13 protein-coding genes and 1 pseudogene are annotated in these 22,839 nt (G+C 70.3%); 11 read left to right on the top strand and 3 right to left on the bottom strand.

Features of this window, described 5'->3' with window-relative positions; translation table 11 throughout:
• The first annotated feature begins 76 nt into the window (after positions 1 to 76).
• Both ACZ6TV_RS50895 and ACZ6TV_RS50890 read left to right on the top strand, forming a co-directional pair.
• A complete protein-coding gene (locus ACZ6TV_RS50895; protein ID WP_465308183.1) occupies positions 77 to 1,249 on the top strand; it encodes a TetR/AcrR family transcriptional regulator in 1,173 nt (390 codons plus the stop codon).
• A 99-nt stretch (positions 1,250 to 1,348) separates the two neighbouring features.
• A complete protein-coding gene (locus tag ACZ6TV_RS50890; RefSeq protein ID WP_465308181.1) occupies positions 1,349 to 3,175 on the top strand; it encodes an AMP-dependent synthetase/ligase in 1,827 nt (608 codons plus the stop codon).
• A gap of 142 nt (positions 3,176 to 3,317) precedes the next feature.
• Here the strand turns inward: ACZ6TV_RS50890 and ACZ6TV_RS50885 are convergent, their stop codons facing one another.
• Together ACZ6TV_RS50885 and ACZ6TV_RS50880 are read right to left on the bottom strand one after the other, a co-directional pair.
• Positions 3,318 to 10,340: a discoidin domain-containing protein gene (locus ACZ6TV_RS50885; protein WP_465308179.1), complete on the bottom strand. Its 7,023-nt coding sequence runs from the start codon at positions 10,338 to 10,340 to the stop codon at positions 3,318 to 3,320.
• Between the two features lie 292 nt (positions 10,341 to 10,632).
• Positions 10,633 to 11,181 carry an SMI1/KNR4 family protein gene (locus ACZ6TV_RS50880; protein WP_465308177.1) on the bottom strand — a complete coding sequence of 183 codons (549 nt, stop codon included), beginning with the start codon at positions 11,179 to 11,181 and terminating at the stop codon, positions 10,633 to 10,635.
• Between the two features lie 57 nt (positions 11,182 to 11,238).
• Here ACZ6TV_RS50880 and ACZ6TV_RS50875 point away from each other — a divergent pair, with 57 nt between their 5' ends.
• From ACZ6TV_RS50875 to ACZ6TV_RS50850, 6 genes are all read left to right on the top strand, one after another.
• Entirely contained in the window at positions 11,239 to 11,802 is a 564-nt protein-coding gene (locus ACZ6TV_RS50875; RefSeq protein WP_465308265.1) for a ferritin-like domain-containing protein, read from the top strand.
• On the top strand, positions 11,799 to 12,377 hold the full coding sequence (locus ACZ6TV_RS50870) for a ferritin-like domain-containing protein (RefSeq protein ID WP_465308175.1): 579 nt from the start codon (positions 11,799 to 11,801) through the stop codon (positions 12,375 to 12,377). The genes ACZ6TV_RS50875 and ACZ6TV_RS50870 overlap by 4 nt, the downstream gene beginning before the upstream one ends.
• 62 nt (positions 12,378 to 12,439) lie before the next feature.
• Positions 12,440 to 12,616 (top strand): hypothetical protein, encoded by a 177-nt coding sequence (locus tag ACZ6TV_RS50865; RefSeq protein ID WP_465308173.1) that lies wholly within the window; start codon positions 12,440 to 12,442, stop codon positions 12,614 to 12,616.
• A 75-nt stretch (positions 12,617 to 12,691) separates the two neighbouring features.
• Entirely contained in the window at positions 12,692 to 12,931 is a 240-nt protein-coding gene (locus ACZ6TV_RS50860; protein WP_465308171.1) for a hypothetical protein, read from the top strand.
• A 78-nt stretch (positions 12,932 to 13,009) separates the two neighbouring features.
• Positions 13,010 to 13,180: a hypothetical protein gene (locus ACZ6TV_RS50855; protein WP_465308169.1), complete on the top strand. Its 171-nt coding sequence runs from the start codon at positions 13,010 to 13,012 to the stop codon at positions 13,178 to 13,180.
• On the top strand, positions 13,177 to 13,509 hold the full coding sequence (locus ACZ6TV_RS50850; RefSeq protein WP_465308167.1) for a hypothetical protein: 333 nt from the start codon (positions 13,177 to 13,179) through the stop codon (positions 13,507 to 13,509). Before ACZ6TV_RS50855 ends, ACZ6TV_RS50850 begins: the two co-directional genes overlap by 4 nt.
• A gap of 29 nt (positions 13,510 to 13,538) precedes the next feature.
• Here the strand turns inward: ACZ6TV_RS50850 and ACZ6TV_RS50845 are convergent, their stop codons facing one another.
• Positions 13,539 to 13,961: a hypothetical protein gene (locus ACZ6TV_RS50845; protein WP_465308165.1), complete on the bottom strand. Its 423-nt coding sequence runs from the start codon at positions 13,959 to 13,961 to the stop codon at positions 13,539 to 13,541.
• Between the two features lie 427 nt (positions 13,962 to 14,388).
• On the opposite strand from ACZ6TV_RS50845, the pseudogene ACZ6TV_RS50840 reads away from it, so the two are divergent.
• The 3 genes and pseudogenes from ACZ6TV_RS50840 to ACZ6TV_RS50830 all read left to right on the top strand — a co-directional run.
• Positions 14,389 to 14,589 (top strand): annotated as a pseudogene (locus ACZ6TV_RS50840) (mycothiol transferase); the annotation flags it as partial.
• A 594-nt stretch (positions 14,590 to 15,183) separates the two neighbouring features.
• Positions 15,184 to 22,119, top strand: a complete 6,936-nt coding sequence (locus ACZ6TV_RS50835; protein WP_465308163.1) for an RHS repeat-associated core domain-containing protein — start codon at positions 15,184 to 15,186, stop codon at positions 22,117 to 22,119.
• Positions 22,120 to 22,148: 29 nt separating this feature from the next.
• On the top strand, positions 22,149 to 22,715 hold the full coding sequence (locus ACZ6TV_RS50830) for a hypothetical protein (RefSeq protein WP_465308161.1): 567 nt from the start codon (positions 22,149 to 22,151) through the stop codon (positions 22,713 to 22,715).
• Positions 22,716 to 22,839: the final 124 nt, after the last annotated feature.

Here is a 22,839-nt window from a genome sequence, read left to right as displayed (position 1 = left end):
TGCGAATCCCGACTAACTTTCTGTGCCGGTGCGCTCAGTTGTCAAGCGTTGTCGTGGCGGCGTTAACCTGTACCGTGTGCGAACAGCAGCGAACAGCGCGGAGCCCGCCACGCCGGCGAAGCGGCCGAAGGACCGCAAGGACCGCATCGCCCTGGCCGGCGCCGAGCTGTTCTGCGAGCGGGGCTATCACGGGGTGTCCGTCGACGAGATCGCCGCGGTCGTCGGCATCAGCGGACCCGCGGTCTACCGGCACTTCCCGAACAAGTACGCGATCCTCGTGCACGCCACCCGGGACGTCGTCAACGCGCTGCTCGCCGCCACCACCGAGGGCACCCTGGACGAGCTGCTCGCCGCGGTCGCCGGGATCGCCGTGGCCAGGCGCCGCGCCGCCGGGCTGTACCAGTGGGAGCGGCGGTACCTCACCGTGGAGCACCGCCGCGAGTTCGGCGCGGGCCTCACCGAGCTGGTCGGCCGCCTCGCCGGGCCGCTGCGCGCCATGCGGCCCGAGCTGGCCGCGGGCCAGGCGGAGCTGCTGGTCAACGCGGCACTCAGCGCGTTCGGCAGCGTCACCACGCACCGCGTGGCGGCCACCGGCACCGACACCGCGCGGCTGCTGACCCGGGTCGCGTGGACCCTGCTGCGCGCCGACCCGCCGCAGCTGCCGGCGGGCGGCGTGGACGCGCCCGCGGTGATCAAGCCCGCGTCGCGCCGCGAGCTGCTGCTCATCGAGGCGATCCGGCTCTTCCACCGGCACGGCTTCCACGCCGTCTCCGTCGAGGACATCGGCCGCGCGGCGGGCATGCAGGCGTCCAGCGTCTACCGGTACTTCCCCAGCAAGGCCGACCTGCTCGCGGCCGCCTACTACCGGGCCACGGACCGGCTCACCGGCGCGACGAGCACGGCGATCGCGGAGGCGAGCGACCCGACCGACGCGCTGCGGCGGGTCGTGGCGGCGTATGTCGACTTCGCGTTCGGGCAGAGCGACCTGGTCGCGGTCTACCTGGCCGAGAACAACAACCTGCCCGACGCCGACCGGCACCAGCTGCGCGGAGCGCAGCGCCGGCACGTCGAGGAGTGGGTGCGGCTCGTCGGCGCGGTCCGGCCGGAGCTGCCGGTCGCCGACACGCGGGTCCTCGTCCACGCGGCACTCAACGTGGTCACCGACATCGGCCGCCTCGGCGGCTTCGACCGCACCCCCGGCTACTCCTCGCAGACCGCCGGTCTCGCACTGGCGGCTTTGCACGCCTGAATCACGGTTCACGCGCCTGACGTCGGATCTCTTCCCAATAAGTTAATCCGGAGTTACAGTCCCTCCAGAGCTGATCCGTCGGCCGAGGAGGCTGAGTCCGTGACCGCCAACCTGGACCTCGCGACGCGCTGCGCGGAAATCGCCGCCGGCACGAGCATTCCCGCACTACTGCACCGCAACGCCACCGAACACCCCGATCTGGTGGCGCTGAGCACCTTCAACACCGACGACACCGTCACCTGGCTGGAGCTGCGTGACCGGGTCGCCGCCGTGGCCCGGGGGCTGAGCGCCCTCGGCCTCTCCCCCGGCGACCGCATGATCATGAGCCTGCCGAGCCGCATCGAGCACTGGGTCGCCGACCTGGCCGCCGTGCACCTCGGCGCCGTCCCCTGCACCGCCTACGCCACCCTCAGCGCCGAGCAGCTGCGGTACATCGCCCAGCACAGCGGCGCGAAGATCATCGTGGTCAACGGCCTGCCCGAGCTGCGACGCTGGCAGGCCGTCCTCGGCGACCTCCCCGCCGTCGAGCACGTCATCGTCGTCGAGGAGGACGCGGCACAGGCGGAGACGACCGCACTGTCCACAGTGGCCTCCGGCGGGGCCGCGCTGCACGCCGCCGACCCGACGGTGTTCGAGGAGGCGTGGCGGCAGGTGCGCACCGAGCAGCCAGTCACGCTGCTCTACACCTCCGGCACCACCGGCGACCCCAAGGGCGTCCTGCTGTCGCACCGCAACGTCGTCTACCAGTGCGCGGTCCTGGAAGGGGCGGTGGCGGTGCCCGACCACCCGCGCACCCTCGCGTACCTGCCGCTCGCCCACATCGCCGAACGCGTCCTGGGCATCTACAACCTGCTCTACCGCGTCGGGCACGCCACGATCGTCACCGACGGCAAGCAGCTCGTCGCCGCGCTCCGCGCGGTCCGGCCGCACTCGTTCTTCGGCGTCCCCCGCGTCTGGGAGAAGATGGCCGCCGGCGTGCAGGCCCAGCTGGGCGCCGCCGACCCGGCGGTCCGGGCCGCGTTCGAGACCGCCAGCGGCCTGGCCCGGGAGAGCTTCCACGCCCGGGCCGACGGGAAGGTCCTGGCCGAGGACCAGGCAGCGCAGCTCGCCGCCTTGGACGCCAAGGTACTGGCACCGATGCGCGCCCTGCTCGGCCTCGACGAGATGCACTGGGCCGGCAGCGGCGCCGCGCCGATCCCCGTGGACGTGCTGGTGTTCCTGGCCGGCCTCGGCGTCGACGTGCTCGAGGTGTGGGGCATGACGGAGACGACCGGCACCGCGACCATCAACACCCCCACGACCTTCCGCCCCGGCACCGTCGGCCGGGCCAACGCCGGCATGGAGGTGCGCCTGCTCGACGACGGCGAGATCCAGGTCCGCGGCCCGCTGGTCTGCCTCGGCTACCTCAACGCCGACGGCTCCACACAGTCCATCGTGGACACCGACGGCTGGCTCTCCACCGGCGACGTCGGCACCGTCGACGCGGACGGGTTCCTCACCATCACCGACCGCAAGAAGGAGCTCATCATCACCTCCAGCGGGAAGAACATCTCCCCCGCACAGATCGAGAACCTGCTGCGCGTCAGCCCGCTGATCGGCCAGGCCGTCACGATCGGCGACCGGCGGCCGTACATCACCGCGCTCATCGTCCTCGACGAGGAGGTCGTCCCCGTCTGGGCCGCGTCGCAGGGCCTCGCGGACGTCGGCCTCGCCGCGCTCGCCGCCGACCCTGCCGTGCACGCGGCAGTGTCGGCGGTGGTCGCCTCGGTCAACGAGCGCCTGTCCCGCCCCGAACAGATCAAGACCTTCCGCATCATGCCGTCCGCGTGGACCCCCGAGACCGGCGAGCTGACCCCATCCTTGAAGCTCCGCCGCCGCATCGTCTCCTCGAAGCACGCCACCGTCATCGAGGAGATGTACGCCTGACCGAGATGATTTGGGTGAGCACCTCCCGGCGAGGTTTGACCCAACGCCTGACTGACTTCGGGTCCTCAACCGGCGCGCTGACCGCTCAACCGGACGCCGCCGGTCGGCGATCACCGCACGGTGACCGCCGGCCGCTCGTCCGTCACGGGGTTCCGTAAGCCTCCAGTTCGTCCATCATCGACCAGCTGGAGCCGCCCTCGATGGTCACCTTCACGTACCTGGCGTCCACGTCCAGGCCGGTCAGCCGGTAGTTGTGGGTGGCCATCGCCCACGCGTACCAGTGCTGGTCGACGGTGCCGGCCTCGGTGAACGTGACGCCGTCGGTGGAGACGGAGTACGTCACCGTGCCGGGCAGAGCCACCCAGTCGGCGGGAGCGGCGAGCCAGCCGGTGCTGAGCTCCCGCAGGTGCCGGGAGGTGCCGAGGTCCAGCGTCACCGAGTACACGTCGGCGCCGCTGCGGCCCTGCCAGCGGGAGTCGTACACGAGGTCGCCGCGGGTGCCGTCGGTCAGTGACACCCCGCCGGCGTCCGGGTAGGCGGGGTCGGCGGCGACACTGGTGGTGTAGCCGCGGCCCAGGGCGTGGTTGACGAGCGCCGGGTTGCGGGGTGCGGTGACCGCCGCCTTCGGTGCGCTCTGCGGGGAGTACCGGCTCCAGATGCTGTACTCGACCACCGTGTACTGGTACGCGCGGTCCGGGTCGACGTGCCGGTCGACGTACTGCGGGCTGCTCGCGTAGCCGATCATGTCGGCGTCGCGGTAGACGAAGTAGCCCTGCGCGGTGCCGCTGCCGGTCCAGTCGAGCGTGACGGTGTCGGCGCCGGCGACCGTGGCGGACAGGCCCGCGGGCGCTGCCGGCGTGTCGGCGCCACGGATCTCGATCTCGTCGAGCATCGACCAGGCGGTGCCGCCGTCGACCTCGACCCTGACGTAGCGTCCGAAGGCCTGGATCCCCATGGCCCGGTAGGTCTTGCGCTGGACCGCGGAGCCGGCGTCGGGTCGCTGGACGGACTCGACGTTGAGCCAGTTCTGCCCGTCGTGGGACACCTGGTAGACAACCAAGCCCGGCAGGAACACGAAGTCCTGCTGCGCCTGCAGCCAGCCGGTGCTGATCTCGTCGATCGTCTGCGCGCTGCCGAGGTCGACGGTGATCGAGTAGCTGCCGCCGTCGTTGCGGCCCTGCCAGCGCGGCCCGTACGACGCGCCGCCCTTGAGCCCGTCGGTGAGTGACCTGCCTCCGGCGTCGGGCCAGCTCGGGTCGGCCGCCGACGTGGTGGTGTACGCGCAGCCGGCAGCGCCGTCCGCGGCGCCGCACCGGGCCAGGTTGACGGCCGGTACCGGCCGAACCCCCAGCTCGGCGGTGACCGGATCGCTCATCGCCGAGCTGTTGCCGGCGCCGTCGACCTCGACCAGCTGGTAGGTGTACGTCCGGCCGCCTTCGAGCTGCCGGTCGCCGAACCAGCGGTCGCCGCCGTCGAGCTGCGCGACGCGTTCGCCGTCGCGGTAGACGTAGGTCTGCACGGCGGCGCCGCTGCCGGTCCAGTCGAGCTGCACCTGCTGCATCGCGGTGACCGGCGTGGCGGTCACGCCGACCGGCGCCGCGACACCGTCGCCGAAGCCCCAGACCCCGACCTCGTCGACCATCGACCAGGCGGTGCCGCCGTCGACGTCGACGCGGACGTACCGTGCCCGCACGTCGAACCCGAAACCGCGGTAGTCCTTCCGCTGGACCGTGCCGTCGACCGCCGGACGGTCGATCGCGGCGATCTGGGTGTACTGCGAACCGTCCTCCGAGACCGAGTACGTCACCCGGTTCGGCAGGAACACGAAGTCCTGCCGGGCCTGCAGCCAGCCGGTGGTGATCTCCCGGATGTTGCGGGACGCGCCGAGGTCGATCGTGGCGCTGTAGCTGCCGGCGCCGTTGCGGCCCTGCCACTGCGCACCGTACGACGCCTCGCCGAGCACACCGTCGGTCAGCTCGCGGCCGCCGGTGTCCGGGTGACCAGGGTCCGCGCCGACCGTCGTGGTGTAGGCACATCCGGCCGTGCCGCAGCGGGCGTGGTTGACCTGGAACGGCGTCGAGGCCGCCACCTCGACCGTGACCATGTCGCTCTGTTCACCGGTAGTGCCCGCGGCACTGACCTCCTGCACCTGGTAGATGTAGGAGCCCCCGTCGAGCTGACGGTCGGTGAACGTGGTGTCCGTGCCGGGGACCACGGCGACCTCGCTGCCGCCGCGGAAGATCCGCGTCTGCGCCGCCGTGCCCGTGCCGCTCCACGTGAGTTCCACGGTGCGCGGGGCGTCGGACGTGGCGGTCAGCCGGACCGGGGCGGTCGGCTGCATCGGCAGCGTCCTCAGCTTCATGCGGTAGGCGCCGGAGCGCTCCTCGAACGAGCGTACCGACAGCGTGAAGTCGCCCGGGCCGAGGTACACGCCCTCCTGGCTGAGGGTCTGCGCGTGCGAGCACCCGCCGTACAGCACCGTGTCGCCGGTCGCCGTCAGGATGCGGTACTCGAACACCGTGTCGGCGGTGCAGGTGCCGGCGTCGATGGCCAGCAGCTGGTTGTCCGCCATGGTGAAGCGGTACTCGTCGACCGCCATCTTGTCCTCGAGCTGGCCCGCGCCGACGCCCGGCGTGTTGTTGCGGATCTCGGACGGCACCGGGACGGTGAACTGCTGCGCGGGCGGCAGCGGGGAGATGGTGATCTCGTACGGTCCCGTGGCCGACCGGGCCGACGCGACCAGCCGGTACCGGCCGGCGGGCAGCAGCCCGGTGCGCTCGTCGGCGCACATGCTTTCCGCGGCGACCGGCGTGCCCGTCACGTCGTCCAGCAGCTGCCACTGCGGCATGCTCGGCAGGCAGCCCTGCACGTCGATGTACAGGCTCTGCGCGGTCGGCAGGGTGAACCGGTACACGTCCACGGACGCGCGGGTCTCCATGTTGCCGGCGCCCGAAGCGGGCACGCCGTCGGCGATGCTGACCGGGAACGCCACGTCGAACGACTGCGGCGGCGGCACCACGAACAGTTCCAGGCCGTAGTGGAAGGCCTTGCCGTTCGCGGCGATCAGGAGCGCGTAGGAGCCCGCCGGGACGTGCTGGATGGTCCGGTCGTCGTCGCAGGCGCCCTCGGCGAGCACGGCGCCGGTCACGGTGTTCCTCAGGCGCATCGTCGCGCCCGGGCTCCAGCAGGCGCCGCCGAGGTATCGCAGGGTCTGCTCCCCGGTCAGCGTGAACCGGTACTCGTCGCGCTCGTCACCGCTGTCGAACGCACCGGCGTCGACCTTGAGCGGGAGCGTCACGTCGATCCGCTGCGGCGGGCTCGCCTTGACCCGCAGGGCGTACTTGGTGACCTGGTTGGAGCCCGAGTCGACGACGAGCCGGTACGTGCCGGCGGGCAGCTGGCGGGTCAGCTCGCTGTACCAGGACGGCCCCGCGACCGTCGCGCCCGTGGCGTCGTTGACCAGCGTCCACTCGGCCCCGTACAAGTACCGGCCGTCGGGGGTGGTCGTGTCGACGTACACCTCCTGCGCCTGGGTCATCGTGAACCGGTACTCGTCGACGGACGCCCGCGCCTCCAGGCTGCCGGCGCCGGCCGCGGGAACCCCGTCGGACACGGCGAACGGCAGTTGCACGGCGAACGTCTGCGCGGGCGGGATGACGGTGACCTCGAGCCCATACGGGCCGGTCTTCGCGTCCGCCGGCGACGTGCGGACCACCAGGCGGTAGGTGCCCGCCGGCAGGACCTTCGTACGGTCCCTCGACGAGTAGCCGAAGGTGACGACCGCGCCGGTCGCCTCGTTGACGATCTGCCGCTCAGCGCAGTAGTTCAGGCACTGCAGGCTCACGGCCAGGGCCTGCGGCTGGGTCAGCGTGAACCGGTACTCGTCCGCCGACGCCTTGGTCTCCAGGTCCCCGGCTCCGTCGCCGGGGCGGGTGTCCGGCCCGACGGTCAGCGGCAGCGTCACGTCGAAGCGCTGCGGCGGCGGTACGACCGACACGGCCATCCTGTAGGTGCCGGTACGTTCCAGCGGCGCGCGCACGACCAGCCGGTAGGCGCCCGCGGCGAGCGGCCCGCTCTGGGCACCCGCACATCCGCCGGTCAGCGCGGCGGCACCGGTCGCGTCGTTGACCAGCTGCCAGTCGAGGTTGCCGTCGAGGCACGCCATGGTGTCGACGTACAGCGCCTCGCCCTGCTTGACCGTGATCCGGTACTCGTCGCGCGACACCGGCGTCTCGATGGTGCCGGCACCCGCGGCCGGGACGCCGTCGCCGATGGTGGCCGGCAGCGTCACGTCGAAGACCTGCGGCGCGACCGGGTCGACGTGCAGCGCGACGTTGTCGATGCCGAAGCCCTGGTTGGCCAGGCCGTCGACGCCCGCGGCGGTGAACACCGCCTCCAGCTGGCTGATCCGGTGGGTGAGCGGGACGGTGACCCGGTACACGGCGAACGGCTGCCCGTTGGCCAGGGTGCCGGTGCGCTGCGGGGTGACCGTGCCGTCGTACCCCTGCGACCAGACCTCCTTGCGGTCGATCTGCAGGCTCACCTTCTCCACGTCGCCGTCGCCGCCCCAGTTGCCCACGGCCACGACGTCGAAGGACAGGCTGCCCTGCAGGTGCGCCGGAAGCTGCTGGGTGAACATGCGGTACGACGCGTTCCGGCCGCTGAACGGCCCGGCGAACGACGTCGCCGCGGCGTCGGTGGTCAGGGTCGGCGGCGCGAGGTTCGACGGCAGGCTGGCGCCCTCGAAGTCGACGGACAGGTCCCCGGCCGCATTGACCGTCGCCGCATGGGGATCGATGGCGATCTCCTTGCGCTGCGCGGCCATCGCGGCGAACTCGGCGTTGGACGTCAGCACGACGTCGACCACGCACGCCTCGAACTGCGGCCCGGCCGCCACGCCGTGCGCCGTGCACACCTCGGTTCCCGCCGCCACCTCGGACGCCGTCAGCGTATTGATCGTCACCACGTTGTTCGGGTACGACTTGTCGGTGTAGCTCGCGGTGCTCTTGCCGTTCTCGTAGGTGAACAGCGACGACGCCTGGGCGATCCGCCACGAGTCGGCATAGACGCCGTGCAGCACCGCGGGCGACGTGTCGGCGGCCAGCTGGGTGCCGTCGCGCAGTTTCAGGTCGTTCTTCGGGTTCTTGTCTCCGTTGCCGAGCAGCCCACGCAGGCCGGCGTCGGCCGGGACGTGCAGCCCGATACCGGCCGCACGGCTGCCGGGCAGCCACACCATGACCGGACTGTCCTGCAGATCCCCCCAGGCAACGGCGAGCTTGCCGCCGGTACGCCGGACGGTCGCGCCGTCACCGAGGTCCACGAAGTGCTCCGCCGGCAGGTCGAAGTCCTTGCCGTCGATCCGGACCGAACCGCCCTGGGTGAACTCCACCCGGTGCTCGCCCGCCTGCACCGCAGCCGCCGCGAGACCCGACCAGGCCCCGGCGCTGTCCACCGAGGCGAACCGGGTCTGGATCTTCATGCCGTACTTCTCGGACTCCGCGAAGTCGAACTCGCCCACCGACTGCAGGTCGTACTGCAGCCCGTCGACGGTCGCCAGGTGCGGGTCACCCCAGACACTGACGTTCGGCGCCGGCAGCTCGTCGACGGGTGCCGGCTCGTCGCCGGTGAAGGACTCGTCGGTGTCAGGGTCTTCGAGGGGCAGCGGGATCAGCGGGTCAAGGTCGCCGCCACCCATCGGGGGCATGTTCTCGCACTCCGCACACGTATCCGGCGCGTTATTGATCTTGACGACGAACTTGTCCTTGCTGAGGATCCGATGCTTCTTGTAGAACTCCCCAAGGGCGTGCCCCGTTGCGTTGTTGTCCCTCTCCTTGACGATCTTCGCCGCCCACGTCGCCTTCGTGCCGGGGTTCATGTCGTCGACGAACGGCGCCGCCTCATAGGTGGAGTTGAACGGGATCTCGTCGCACTCGTACTCGGTGACGCCGTCGGCGCCGATGGTGTAGTTCTTGCCCCCGTTCTGCCGGGTGCACTCCCTCGGGACCTTGGACCGCGTCTTCTGCTCATAGACGTTGCGGGTCATGAAGCTGAGCGGGCGCTTGTCGAAGCTGCCGGGGATGTAGACGCCGGCCGGCGGGTTCTTCTTCACCCGGTCGAGGTACCGGTAGGCCTGGTAGAAGAAGTAGACCGACTCCTGCGCAGGGCCGGCGTACTCGTACTCCAGGATGCCGTTCACCTCGTCGAAGACGCACCCGCCCGGGCCGCCCTTGCCGAGGTACTGCGCCGTGTCGCACCGCCCGGTGGTGTGCTGTCCGAGGTGGAGCCCGCTGCTGCCCGGAGCCGGGTTGATCCTGTTGAGGGCGGCCACCTGGAACTTGAACGTCGACACCTTCGGATCGATGCGCAGGTTGGCTGTCTTGTGCTTGGAGAACGAGGTCCGCTCCCAGCCGGTGGGGCCGGTGGTCAGACCCGTCATCTTCTGCTTGTGGGTGCCGGCGAGCTCCCACCCGGCGAGCGTCTTCGTCTCGGCCTCGCCCGGCACGCACTCACCGCCGTCTGACGTCTGCGCCTGGCAGGTGACCGAGAGCTGCAGCGGGGCGGTGAGCCAGAGGGCGGGATTGCCGAACTCCAGCTTGAGCTGGTCGATGCGCGTCACCCAGTCGATGGTGCGACCCTTGTTGCCGGTACGGCCGACCGTCGTCAGGCGGAACGTCGTGCGCCCCACGACAGCGCACGACGCGCCGTCGCAATCCTTGTGGAGGTAGTCGACGGAGTCCTCGACCTGGCAGGCCCAGGCCCGGTTGCCGAAGTACCACGGATCGGGCCTGCTGGTCGCCTTGTAGAACTCATGGGTCTTCTGGCAGTACCTGATGTCAGCCTCGTCATCGTCCAGCGCCGCTGTCACGAACTGCGCGCCACCGTCGTCGTCGGTGCGGGGCGGGTCGCCGATGATCGCACCGGGAAGTTGCGCGTCCTCCCGAGCCTGGGCGATCTCCTCCGCCAGCGAGGCCTTCGGCGCGTTGAGCCGCTGCAGGTACGCCTCGGCGCTCTCGCCCGGCAGCCTGGCCGGACCTGACGTGAAGTCGTCGGACCCGACGTCCGCCGCCGACGCGGTCACCTGCGGCGCGATCGCGATCGCGACGGCGCCGAACGTGAGCGCCAGGACGAGGAACGCGTTCAGCGCCCTTCGGCCGGTCTGCTGCATGAATACCCCACCGTCGTGTGTCAACGGCACCGTTGGGGTGGTCGCCCGGACAACGGTGCGCCGCCATCGGTGACCCGCACGGCGAGGTGGGCCTGATGGCAGCGCTGCAGCATAGGGGGAGGTCGGCACACCCCAGCAAGAGCGGAAAAATCACACCAGGGGGTTTTTCCAAGCTTATTAGCAGCTATGTCCGCTATTACGGATCAGTGGCGGTCCTGAATCGGCTGAAAGGTTGACAAGCCGGTTGTCCACTGAGCAGTCGTGATCGCAGCCGGGTTGCCTGACGCGAGGGTCACTCCCACTCCACCCCGCCGTCGACGATCTGGCGACTGTTGTCCAGCCACGGGGCTCCGCTGAAGAGCGCGGACCGGAGCTCGCTGTAGAACTCCTCAAGACCCGTCCACGACCCCATTGCACCCTCACCGTTCTCGGGCTCCCACAGAAAGGTTCGACCGGTGTCCACGTCCGGGTTGTGGTCGACGACCAGGTAGCCACCGCAGCGGTCGGCACCGATCGGCACCCAGTGCTCGTCCCAGGCCTCGTCCCAGGCCTCCTCGTCGGTCCCGTCCGCGGTGGCCCGCAGCTTGCTGGCGTCCCTCGCCACGCCGGCCGCGCTGGTGAGCCAGAAGGTCGGCGCCGGCTGGAACCCGCCCATCTCCTCCGGTGTCCCGTTGTGCCACAGCAGGGTGCTCGCGACCTCGGGCAGCAACGCGAACCCGAGCCGCGACTCCAGCTCCCGCAGCTGTTCCTGGCTCGCGGGCGGGTTCAGCAGGGACAGCGTCCGCGGTGCGTTCACGGCGAGCCACTGGTCGAGCTCCGAGAGGATCACGGGAACCGTCACGGTTTCAGATGATATGGCCCGGGATGGTGGCAGGTCCGGTAAGAAGGAAATGTGGAGATGGCGCCGTCCACCGGTCCCGCCGGCGCTGTGGTCAAGTTGCTGCAGACGGCGGCCTCGCTGGAGAACCTCGCGACGACGGTGTACGACGCCGCCCGCAAGCTCGACGCGGACGCCGCTGTCGTCGACCTGTTCACCAAGGCCGCGGCCATGCACACCGAGCGCAGCCGGGCGTTCAACGACGCGGCCGTGCAGGCGGGCGGGAAGGCGCAGGACGGGCCGAACCCGAAGTACGCCGGCGTCGTCCAGTCAACCCTGGCCAAGCTCACGACGGTCCTGGAGGCGGTGAAGCTGGCGGCGACCGTGCAGGACGTGACCGTCCAGACGTACGTGAAGAACGTCGTCATCGTCCCCACGCCGCAGCTGCGGCAGCTGTTCGCGGGAGCCGCCGGCGCGGGCGCCCAGCAGCTGTCCACCCTCCTGGTCCTGCAGCACCTGACAACGGCGGGCCTGTCCCTCGGTACCGACGCGGCGAAACTGCCGTCATCGGCGCTCACGGCGGGCGTCCCGCGGGCGCTCTCTGCCGTCGACCGCGCCTCTCCCGCCGACGAGGGGGCGCTGTGACGGCCACCCGCCGCGGGCTCCTGCTCGGCGTCGCCGGGCTCGGCGCGGCGGCGATGGCAGGCTGCGCGTCGGACGATGCCGGAGCGCCGGCTCCCACGGTCTCGCCGTACGCGGACCCGGGCCGGGTCACCGCCCACGGCGCCGCCCTCGAACGGCTCCTCGTCGACGCCTACGACGCCGCGCTGCGGCGGGCCTCGGACGGGAAGGTCGGTGCGGTGCCGCCCGCCGTGACCGCGCTCCTGCAGACGTTCCGCGACCATCACCGCGACCATGTCTCGGCGTGGACCGGTACACCCGCCGCGGCGTTGCCGATCGCCAAGCAGACGCTCAAGGACATCGGCCGGGCGTCCACGGTCACCGAGCTCGCCACGGTGCTCGAGTCGCTGGAGGACGCCGCCGCCCAGACGTACACCGCGACCGTGGCGCAGACGCAGGACGGCAAGGTGGCCGGCAACGCCGCGCGGATCCTGCCCGTGGAGGCGGGGCACCAGGCCGTGCTCCGTCTCGTCACCGCGCAGGACCCGGTGCCCGCACACCTCGTCGGCACCGCCCGGGCCCTGCCGCCCGGCTCCTGACCACGTTGCCGGCGGTTTCAGCCGTAGCAGCCGGTGCCGGACTACAGCCGGATCGTGTAGGTGTGGCCGGCGTCCACGGTACGACACCCACCGGCACCGACGTGTCGTACAGCAGCGCACCGGTCGCCGTGTCGAGCAGGTCGACGATCAGCGGGGCGGCCGGCAGCCTGCGCTGGAACGTGGTCAACCGGAAATGCTCCACGCCGCTGTGCTGGTCCCGGTCCGGGGTGACGGTGTAGGCACCGGCGGTAGGTGGCGTCCGTGTGTCGTCGCGGGACACCGTGCCGACACGGTCCGGTCGCCACGATCGCCACATGTTGAAACTCAAGATGGTGCTGGTGTGCGTCGTCCTGCTCGCCGGCGCGACCGCGTGCGCCGGCCGGTCCCGTGGCGGTTCGTCCGCCGGTACTGACCAGGAACAGGCCCTCAAGTTCGCGCAGTGCATGCGCGAGCACGGCGTGGACATGCCCGACCCCCAGGACGGGCGGATCGTCACCGGCGCGGGCGGCGGGACCCCGGGTCCCGCCGCCATCGACCTCAACGCCGACGGCTAGGCGTTCGACGCCTGCCGCAGGTTCCTGCCCAACGGCGGTGAGCTGCGCAAGCCCACCGCGGAGGAGCTCGATCAGCAGGTGCGCTACGCCCAGTGCATGCGCGGGCAGGGCCTCGACTACCCCGACCCGGGCGCGGACGGGTTCCAGCAGCTGGCGGGCATCCCGGCCGACGACCCCGCCGCGATGCAGCGCTTCGAGGACGCCGCCCGGGTCTGCGACGCCGCCGCCAGTCCGGCGCCGGGCAAATGAGCCGGCGCTTCGTCGCCGGGGTCGCCGCCGCCGCGGTCGCCGTCGGGGTGGCCGTGCTGGCCACGCTCGGCTACGGCGGGCGCGGCCGCGGCGACACGGTGCCGTCCTCGCCGCCGCCGAGGACCGCGCCGGTCACCTGGGCCACGCTCGTCGACGCCGTCCGGCTCGCCGGCCGGATCGGGTACGGCGGCGCCGAACCGTTCGCGGGCCGGCTCGCCGGGACCCTCACCGGCGTCGCCGCCCGCGGGAGCGTGCCGCGCCGGGGCGACGTCGCGTACCGGGTCGACGACCAGCCGGTGGTGCTGCTGCTCGGCGACGTCCCGGCATGACGGCCACTTCCCGGCCTGCTTGGCGCGAATCACGGGCGCCCGTTGGGGCTTCTCCGCGCCGGACGCTGGGCCTGTTCGCCTGGGTCGCCCCGATACTGGCCGCTGTCCTGCCTGGGGATGGGCGGTAACGCGATGGGTTCACCGCGGCGCAACTTGCCCTTGGCGATGCCCATTGCTTTTCGCGACACAGGTTTGGGCGGTCGGCGGGCGTCGAGCGCTGTTGGGGCGTCCATCGCGGAATGGCGTCGGTCGAGCGGGATGAGACGCTGCGGGTGCACGCGGGCCAGGATCTTCCCGCGTCGCATCGTGCCGGTGGCGCCCGGGTTGATGACGACCCGGCAGGGTTCGCCGTTGACGGAGTAGCAGACGGGGCGCAGCAGTGGATGCGTCTGCGGAGCGGGCCGTTTCGGCAGGCGGTGCATCGTCATGGCGGTGCCGCGGGTGCCCTTCATAGCGGCGAGTTTCTCACCCTTTGGTGGCGTCGGCGGTGAGGCGTGCCGACTATCAGTCAGTCGCGCGTCCCGGCCAGCCTGGCGTTCGAGTCGCCGACCGACCGCCATCCGCGTCGCGGGTTCGTCTGACGGGTGATGCGGTGTGCCGCTTGTGCATCGGGTGGCTGGGAGCGGCCGGGCATCGGGTTGCACTCAGATGTTTCCGGCCGCCGCCAACCACCCCGCGCTGGCCTGCTATCGGCGTCCGCCTGCGGCCGGGTCGCGCTCTGGGAACGCGCACTGCTCGGCGTACGTTTCGCCGGCGGCGAGGCAGTGGTGCAGGCCGCTGAGGAAGCAGCTGGCGACGCGGCGTAGCGCGCCGGCTTAGGTGTCGCCTGCGGCGCGGCGCCGATCGTAGAGCAACCGGGCGCCGGGCGAGCAGGACAGGGCGCTGAAGGCCCACCGGTGGCAGGCCGTTTTCAGGCGCCGGTTACAGATCCGCCGGTGGGTGACGAGGCAGCTGGAGCCGCTGCGCTGGGTGCTCCTGTACGTGCTGCGCGAGCTCGCCCAGCACTGCGGCCACGGCGACATCCTCCGCGAGCAGCTTCTCGCTGGAGAGTTTGCCCTTTTTATTCGTAAAGTTTGCTGACTGTCCCGCTGGGCGTGGCGTTCGCCACCAGCGGCATGTGTGCTGTTACAGGCGATTCGAGATATTCAGCGATTTACATGTTACGAATTCGTGATCCGCGATGTGTTTCGCGGCATGCGAGAGTGCTCGGCACGGGGGCGGGCAGCGATGCCCGCAACCCTCATGGACGCCATCGGCTGATGTTGAGGGAAGGCTTCACCATGTCCAATGTTCCGCAGCTGCCGCGCGCCCTGCGCCGGCCTGCCCGCCGACCACGATCGGCGAATCCGGCACCCCCACGATGCCCTCGACGCCTGGATCGAGGCCGTTGAGGCTGCCGCACGCGCCCCGGCAGGCGTGAGCCGAAGCCGCACGCGCCCTGCGGGGCGTGAGCCGAGAACGCGCGCACGGATTTCGACAGCCGACACCACCGGGCGACCGTTGACGGTCCCCGGTCGACGGCTGCGCCCCACCATCCCCTGGCGGCGTCTTCGCTCAGTGCCGCTGACCCAAACCCCGGTGCGCGGGCTGGCCACCCCGGCCCGCGCACCGATCACCCGGACGACCGAGCTCAGGGAGAGCGCAATGGACGGTCCGCGCACCATGCTGCGGAAAATGCAGACAAGACCGTATGTGGCGGCCCTCGCCGCCGCGGTGACGGTGGGGGCCTCGGCGACGGTGGTCTTCGCCGTCGCCGGGATCGGGGCGCGCAGCCCCGAGCCGCCACGCCCGGCGGCCGGCCCGTCGGTGACCGGCGTGTTCGAGATCCCGCCGCTGGCGACGGACCGGACGAAGGTCGACGAGCTGTACCGGCCGACGGCGACGACGTGGCCGAAGGCTGCCTCCGCGTCGGTCACGGTGTCACCGGACCGGGCCACCGCCGCCGGGACGCCGGTGTGGGCGCAGGCCGTGTCCACCGGGAAGAGCCCGTCGAAGGTCGACGTGCAGGTCCTGGACCACCAGCGGGCCCTCGACGCCGGCGTCAGCGGTGTCCTGCTCAGCGTCCGCGGCGAGGGCGAGGCCCGCATCGGCCTCGACTACGACGCTTTCGCGCAGGCGTATGGCGGCAACTACGGCTCACGGCTGCGCCTCGTCGGCCTGCCCGGGTGCGCGACCAGCACCCCGCAGCTGGCGGAGTGCCGGGTGCAGACGCCGCTGCAGTCGTCGAACAACGTCAGGGACCTCGACGTGTCCGCGCCGGTGCAGCTGCAGTCCGGCGCGCCGACGGTCCTCGCCGTCACGAGCGTCGCGGCCGCTGACGGCGGCGCGTCGACCGGTTCGTACGCGACGACGTCGCTGACGCCGTCGGGTTCGTGGGCGGGCGGGTCGAGCACGGGTGCGTTCACGTACTCGTACCCGATCGGGACGCCCCCGTCGCCGGGGTCGCTGTCGCCGAACGTCGAGCTGTCCTACAGCTCCAGCGGCGTGGACGGCCGCACCTCCACCACGCAGGCGCAGGCGTCCTGGCTCGGTGACGGCTGGTCGGTGCCGGAGTCCTTCATCGAGCAGACGTTCGTCTCCTGCTCCGACAGTCCGGGCGGCTCGCCGGCGCCGGTGGCGACCGTCGACCAGTGCTACGCGGGCCCGGTGCTGACGCTGTCGCTCAACGGCTCCAGCAGCGCCCTCGTCTGGGACGCGACGAAGTCGGTGTGGAAGCCGCAGAACGACAACGGCGCGGTCGTCACGCACCTCGTCAACACCGGGAACCTGTCGGGGACGTACAACACCGACTTCTGGACCGTGACGCAGCGCGACGGCACCGTGTTCCATTTCGGCCGCAACCTGCTGCCCGGCTGGGTCTCCGGCATGCCGACCACCAACTCGGTCGACTCGTCCCCGGTGTACGCCGCGCACGCGGGGGAGCCTTGTTACAACGCGACGTTCTCGTTGTCGGTGTGCACGATGGCGTACCGGTGGAACCTGGACTACGTCACCGACGTGCACGGTTCGGCGATGTCCTACTACTACGCGCAGGACACCAACTACTACGCGTCCTACCTGGGCGCGACGAAGCGGTCCTACATCCGGGCCAGCCGCCTCGATCACGTCGACTACGGCTTCACCGACGGCAACGCCTACGGCACGGTCGCGAACAAGGTGGTCTTCACGCCCGGCGACCGGTGTGTCTCCGGCACGTGCACGCCGCTGAACTCCAGCACCAAGGCGAACTGGCCGGACGTGCCGTACGACCTGATCTGCTCCTCGACCGCGACGTGCACCAGCCAGAGCCCGGGCTTCTTCTCCACGGTGCGGCTGGCGTCGATCACGACGAAGCAGTACGACACCGCTACCTCGCAGCACGTGCCGATCGACACGTACGCGTTCACGCACACGATGCCGCCGGCAGGCAGTGGCCTCGCGCCGACACTGTGGCTGTCGCAGCTGGTGAAGACCGGCGCCGACCTCACCGGTGGGTCGACGGCCGCGATCACGATGCCGCCGGTCACGTTCGGCACGATCTCCCTGGCGAACCGCACCGACACGGCAAACCTGCCGGCGTACTACCGCCACCGGATCGGGTCGATCACGACCGAGACGGGCTCGGTGATCACTCCGACGTACGCGCTGGTGAACCCGTGTGCGACGCCGGTGACGATCGATCCGGCGGCGAACACGTCGTCGTGCTATCCGGTGCGATGGACCCCGGACGGCTACAGCCAGCCGATCAAGGACTGGTTCAACAAGTACGTCGTGACGAAGGTGACCCAGACCGACCGCACCGGCGGCGCCCCCGCGATGTCGACCAGCTACGTGTACACGGGCGGCGCGGCGTGGCACTACGACGACAACGAGGTCGTGAAGGCCAAGTACCGCACCTACGGCCAGTTCCGCGGCTACGGCGACGTCCAGACCCTGACCGGCGACGGCGCCAACGACCCGCAGACCCAGTCCCGCACCATCTACTACCGCGGCATGTCCAAGAACAACAACACCACCGTGGTGAACCTGACCGACTCGCTCAACGGCGTGCACGAGGACGTCGACGAGCTCGCCGGCAGCGCCATGGAGACCACCCGGTACCTCGGCAAGGACGGACCCGTCGACAACTCGACGATCACCTCCTTCTGGGTGTCGGACGCCACCGCGACCCGCACCCGCACCGGCCTGTCGCCGCTGAACGCCCGCCGGACCGGTGTCGCGAAGACCTACACCCGGCAGGCGATCACCGGGTCCGCGCCCACGACCTGGCAGTACCTGCAGGCCGACAGTTCGTACGACGCGAGCGTCACCTCGCCGACGTTCGGCCTGCTGCAACGCGTGTACACGCACACGTCGCCGGTCGTCGCCGCCTACGACCAGTGTGAGAGCACCACCTACGCGCCGGTGAACGCGGCGAAGAACCTCGTCGGCCTGGTCGCCGAGACCGAGACCGTGTCGAAGGCGTGCGGCGGCTTCACAGCCGGTGCGAACTCCGCCACCCCGGCGTCGTTCAACACCCTCACCGCGCCCGCGTCGGTGTCCCGGCCGGCACAGGTCATCGCGCTCATGCGGACGTTCTACGACGACGAGTCGTTTGACACCACATTCCCGCAGACGGCCGCGCCGACCCTGGCGAACCCGACCATGACCCGCAAGGCCAGCGGCTACACCGCCGGCGCGTACACGTTGCAGACGCTGAGCCGGGCCAAGTACGACAGCTACGGCCGGGCCAAGACCGTCTACGACGCCAACGGCGGCGCCACCAGCACCACGTACACGATGAACAGCGTCGGACTCAATACGGCGCTCACCGTCACCGACGCGCTCCTGCACGCCAAGACGACGACCGTCAGCCCGCGCCGCGGCCTGATCGTCAGCTCGGTCGACGCGAACAACGTCACGGAGACCTACCAGTTCGACGCGCTCGGCCGCGGCACCAGCGTCTGGAGGGCGTCACGTCCCACCAGCGCGCCGGCGGACCTGCTGTACACCTACGACCTGTCCAACACGGGACAGACCGCGGTCACCACGAAGACGCTCAACGACTCCCTCGGCTACAGCACCTCGACGCTCATCTACGACTCGCTGCTGCGCCCGCGGCAGACGCAGGCGACGTCGGCGAAGAGCGGCCGGCTCGTCACCGACTCGTTCTACGACAGCCGCGGCTGGACCACCTCGGTCAACACCTCGTGGTGGGACAGCGCGACGCTGCCGAACACGACGCCGGTGTCCGCGGCCGCCCTCACCGCGCAGGTCCCGCTCCAGACGACCTACGTCTACGACGGACTCGGCCGCGAGGCGCGGGAGGTGCGCAGCAAGAACGGTGTCGCCGTCTCCACCACCACCACCGTCTACAACGGCAACCGGACCACGGTCATCCCACCGGCCGGTGGCACGACGACGAGCGTCCTGCTGGACGCGTTCGGCCGTGAGGTCGAGATCAGCCAGTACTCGGCACCGCCGACGCTGAACGTGCCTTCGAACACGTTCACCGGCGTCTTCAGCGTCACCGGTGGCACGAAGGTGACCACGACCTGGGGCTACGACGGCAACCACAACCGGTCCACGTTCACCGACGCGGCCGGCGCCCAGTGGGTCAGCACGTACAACCTGCTCGGCCAGGTCGTCGACCAGGCCGACCCGGACGCCGGCACCAGCCACAAGGTGTACGACGGCAACGGCAACGTCACCCAGAGCACCGACGCCAGGTCGATGGTCGTGTCGTACAAGTACGACGCGATGAACCGCAAGACCGACCAGTACAACGCGACCGTCGCCGCCCAGTCCAATGCCAACCGCACCGACTCCTGGGTGTACGACAACTCCGACAACATGGTGCCCGGCATGCCCCGCCCGATCGGCCACCTCACCACCAAGACCGCCTACCGCGGCGGGTCGGCGTACGTGATGCAGGCCAAGGGCTTCACCGCCTACGGCTCCTCGACCGGTGAGACCTACACCATCCCCGGCATCCCCGAAGGCAACCTCGGCGGGTCGTACACGTTCCTGCACCAGTACTCGTCCAACACCGGGCTGCTGCTCAAGAACATCTATCCTCTCAAGGGTGGCCTGCCCGCCGAGACGGTCAATTTCGGCTACTCCGGCGTGTTCGACCTGCCGTCGTCGATCGGCGGCCTGACCGGCTACGCCGAGGGCGTGTCGTACGACGAGCAGGGCAGGTCCGACTACCAGATCATCGGCGCGCAGCCCAACATCGCCGCGATGACCACCGTGTACGACCAGCACACGGGGCTCGTCACGGACCAGATCGTCACCCGGGCGGTCAGCACGCCCACCAACGTCGACAAGCAGAACTACCAGTACGACCTGGCCGGCAACATCACCAGGCAGACCAGCACCCGCCTCGGTGCCGGGACGCCGACCGAGACGCAGTGCTTCTCCTACGACGGGCTGCGCCGGCTGAGCGCGGCGTGGACCGCCACCGACGCCTGCGCCGTCACCCCGACGGCCGGCAACCACGCCATGGTCGGTGACAGTCTCGGCACCGCCAGCGCGTACTGGACGACCTGGACCTTCGACAATCTCGGCCAGCGCTCGACGCAGGTGCAGCACAGCACGACCGGCGGCACCGACACCAGCACCAACTACACCTACAACGGCAACGGCGCCGGGCAGCCGCACACGCTGACCGGTACCACCACGACCGGCCCGGGCGCGGGCACGACGAGCTACGGCTACGACCAGGCCGGCAACACCACCAGCCGCAACGCGGGCGAGGGCAACCAGGCCCTCTTCTGGAACAACTCCGGAAAGCTGACCAGCGTCACCGGCAGCACCGCCGGCCCCAGCACCTTCATCTACGATGCCGACGGTCAGCTGCTGCTGCAGAAGGACCCGGGCACCACCACGCTGTCTCTGCCCGGTCAGCAGCACGTGCTCAACACCGCGACGGGCGTCGTCACCGGCACCCGCTACTACCCGCTGCCCGGCGGGGCGACCTGCGTCCGCACCGGCACCGCGGCGAACGCGATCACCTTCCAGCTCACCGACGGGCACGGCACGCCCAGCTTGTACCTCGACAGCACCGCCCAGAACCCCACGTGGCGGCAGAGCACCCCGTACGGAGCGCCCCGCGGGGGCGTCACCGGGCCGTGGTTGGACAACCGGGGCTTCCTCGGCCAGCCGGTCAGTACCGCCACCGGACTGACGACCATCGGGGCGCGGCAGTACGACCCTGCCATCGGCCGGTTCGCCTCCATCGACCCGATCCTGGACTTCACCGACTCGCAGACCCTCAACGGCTACACGTACGCCGGCAGCAACCCGATCACCTTCAGCGACCGCACCGGTCTCATGCGCGACATGGACGGCGGTGAGGAGTGGATCCCGGAGCCGAACACCGTCTGCGTCAAGGTCACCTGCCGCCCTGACGGGGTCACCCGGTGCCACACGCAGAGCGCCTCCTGCGTCGGCGGGAAACAAAGCGGCAACGGCTCGGTCATCAAGATCTACAAGCACGGCACCGTCACGGTCCAGTACAACGGCCGGAGCTATCTCAACGGCGTCGACATGACCGACTTCGTCAACGCGCCGAACGGCATGCCCATCGAATGGTGGGCCAACGGCGCAGAGGGGTACCTCGGCAGCGACAAGAACGCGCTCGCCGTCCCGTACGAGGGCAACGACGCCGTCGGGTTCGTCATCACGCAGGCGGCGTCCAGCGGCTTCTACGGCGAGATGGACCCGGTGCTGCTGATCTCGATCCAGCGGCTCGAGCCCACCCGCAAGCAGGCGCTGACCAGCAGCGGCGGTCAGATGACGACAGGCTCCCTGGCGGACGCCGCGCAGATGAAGGCGCTCGGCAAGATGGGTGGGGCGGGGGTTGGCGCCGACGGGCTCTGCCGGAACTCGTTCACCCCGGACACCCTGGTCCTGATGGCAGACGGTTCGACGAAGGCGATCGACGAGGTCAGCGTCGACGACCTCGTGCTGGCGACGGAGCCCGAGACCGGAAGCACCGCGCCGGAGCCCGTGCGCGCCGTGATCATCGGCACTGGTCTGAAGACCCTGGTCGAGATCGTCGTCGACACCGACGGCGCGGCGGGCAGCGCCGAGGGCGTGGTCGTCGCGACCGACGGGCACCCGTTCTGGGTCGCGCATCGGGACCGCTGGGTCGACGCCGTCGACCTCGTCGGTGGCGACGTCCTCCTAACTCCCGGCGGACGCCTGGTCGAGGTGGTGCGGACCCGCGTCTGGCAGCAGCAGGAGCAGGTCTACAACCTCACCGTCGCCAGCATCCACACGTTCTACGTGCTCGCCGGCGACACGCCGGTGCTGGCGCACAACGCCTGCCCGATTGAATACAGGCAATTCTGGAGCAAAGGCAACAAGAGCTCGATCGACGAACAGTTCGAAATGCACTGGGAGAAGCATGCGAAGCCGATGGGGATCTCCCGGGAGCAGTACGCGCAGGACGCGGCGGCATGGCTGGCCAAGAACCCGCAGAAAAACTTTCGCGGGAACAACGTAACGTCGACGTCGTACCACAATCCGGTCACCGGCAAGCCTGAGCCCGCCGGTTGGAAGGTCGTCAACAAGACCACAGGGGAAGGTGGGTGGGTCGCACCGGATGGGACCACGTACGGGTACTGGTACAACTCGCAGTATTAAGGAGTCGGCGCAGATTGTGGGACACGGCGATGTCCGGTTGGCGCTCCGACTTCGTGGCCGCGGCCACGCAGTTGGGGCGCCAGCGGGACCGGTTGCTCGGGCTGGTCGGCCGGCGGATCACCGCCGGCCGGACCGGCTGGGATCCTGACCGAAGGCTCTGGTTCGGCGGAATGCCGCTCGTGCTGGGCTTCGACGACGGGTCGCAGCTGGAGCTGGCCTGGGACAAATGGGACTCGCTGTCCGTCACCTGGGGCACGATCGACTTCTCGGTCGTACCCCAGGTCGTTGGGCGACCGCATGCATGGCGGGCGTCGTGGCCCGAGCCGGTCGCCGCCGTCGTCGGACGGACAGTGACCGGGTTCTCGGTGCTGGAGAACCCGTACTTCAGTGGTGAGGCCATGGACTTCACCAAAGCGCCGCCGATGCACGCGCTGGCCGGCTACCTGGTGAGCGGGCTGTGGATCGAGACGGGCGATACGGGGCTGAACGTCTTCAACGGCATGGACGAGACCGGGCTCAGGTCCGTTCCCGGCATCATCGGCTACGAGGGCGTGGACCGCACCACCCCGCTGGAGACCTTCACCAGCGCTGCATGACGCACGAGACTGTGCACGAAAGCGGGCGGGACCCCGGTGCCGGCCGACTTGTGGGGGTGTTCCCAAGCAGGTGGGGAGGGGAAAATCGTGGGGGAGTGGCGGGGGTGTCCAAAAACGCCTCTTC

It is taken from the genome of Dactylosporangium sp. NPDC051087, from assembly GCF_055586325.1.
The sequence above is the reverse complement of the archived record's forward strand: the minus strand, read 5'-3'. Positions and strand labels throughout refer to the sequence as shown.

Excerpts from the sequence above, each read along its gene's own strand:
- ACZ6TV_RS50860 (WP_465308171.1), top strand. The coding sequence starts at position 12,692 with ATGTTGAAACTCAAGATGGTGCTGGTGTGCGTCGTCCTGCTCGCCGGC.
- ACZ6TV_RS50835 (WP_465308163.1), top strand. The coding sequence starts at position 15,184 with ATGCAGACAAGACCGTATGTGGCGGCCCTCGCCGCCGCGGTGACGGTG.
- ACZ6TV_RS50845 (WP_465308165.1), bottom strand. The coding sequence starts at position 13,961 with ATGAAGGGCACCCGCGGCACCGCCATGACGATGCACCGCCTGCCGAAA.
- ACZ6TV_RS50875 (WP_465308265.1), top strand. The coding sequence starts at position 11,239 with ATGGCGCCGTCCACCGGTCCCGCCGGCGCTGTGGTCAAGTTGCTGCAG.
- ACZ6TV_RS50850 (WP_465308167.1), top strand. The coding sequence starts at position 13,177 with ATGAGCCGGCGCTTCGTCGCCGGGGTCGCCGCCGCCGCGGTCGCCGTC.
- ACZ6TV_RS50830 (WP_465308161.1), top strand. The coding sequence starts at position 22,149 with ATGTCCGGTTGGCGCTCCGACTTCGTGGCCGCGGCCACGCAGTTGGGG.
- ACZ6TV_RS50885 (WP_465308179.1), bottom strand. The coding sequence starts at position 10,340 with ATGCAGCAGACCGGCCGAAGGGCGCTGAACGCGTTCCTCGTCCTGGCG.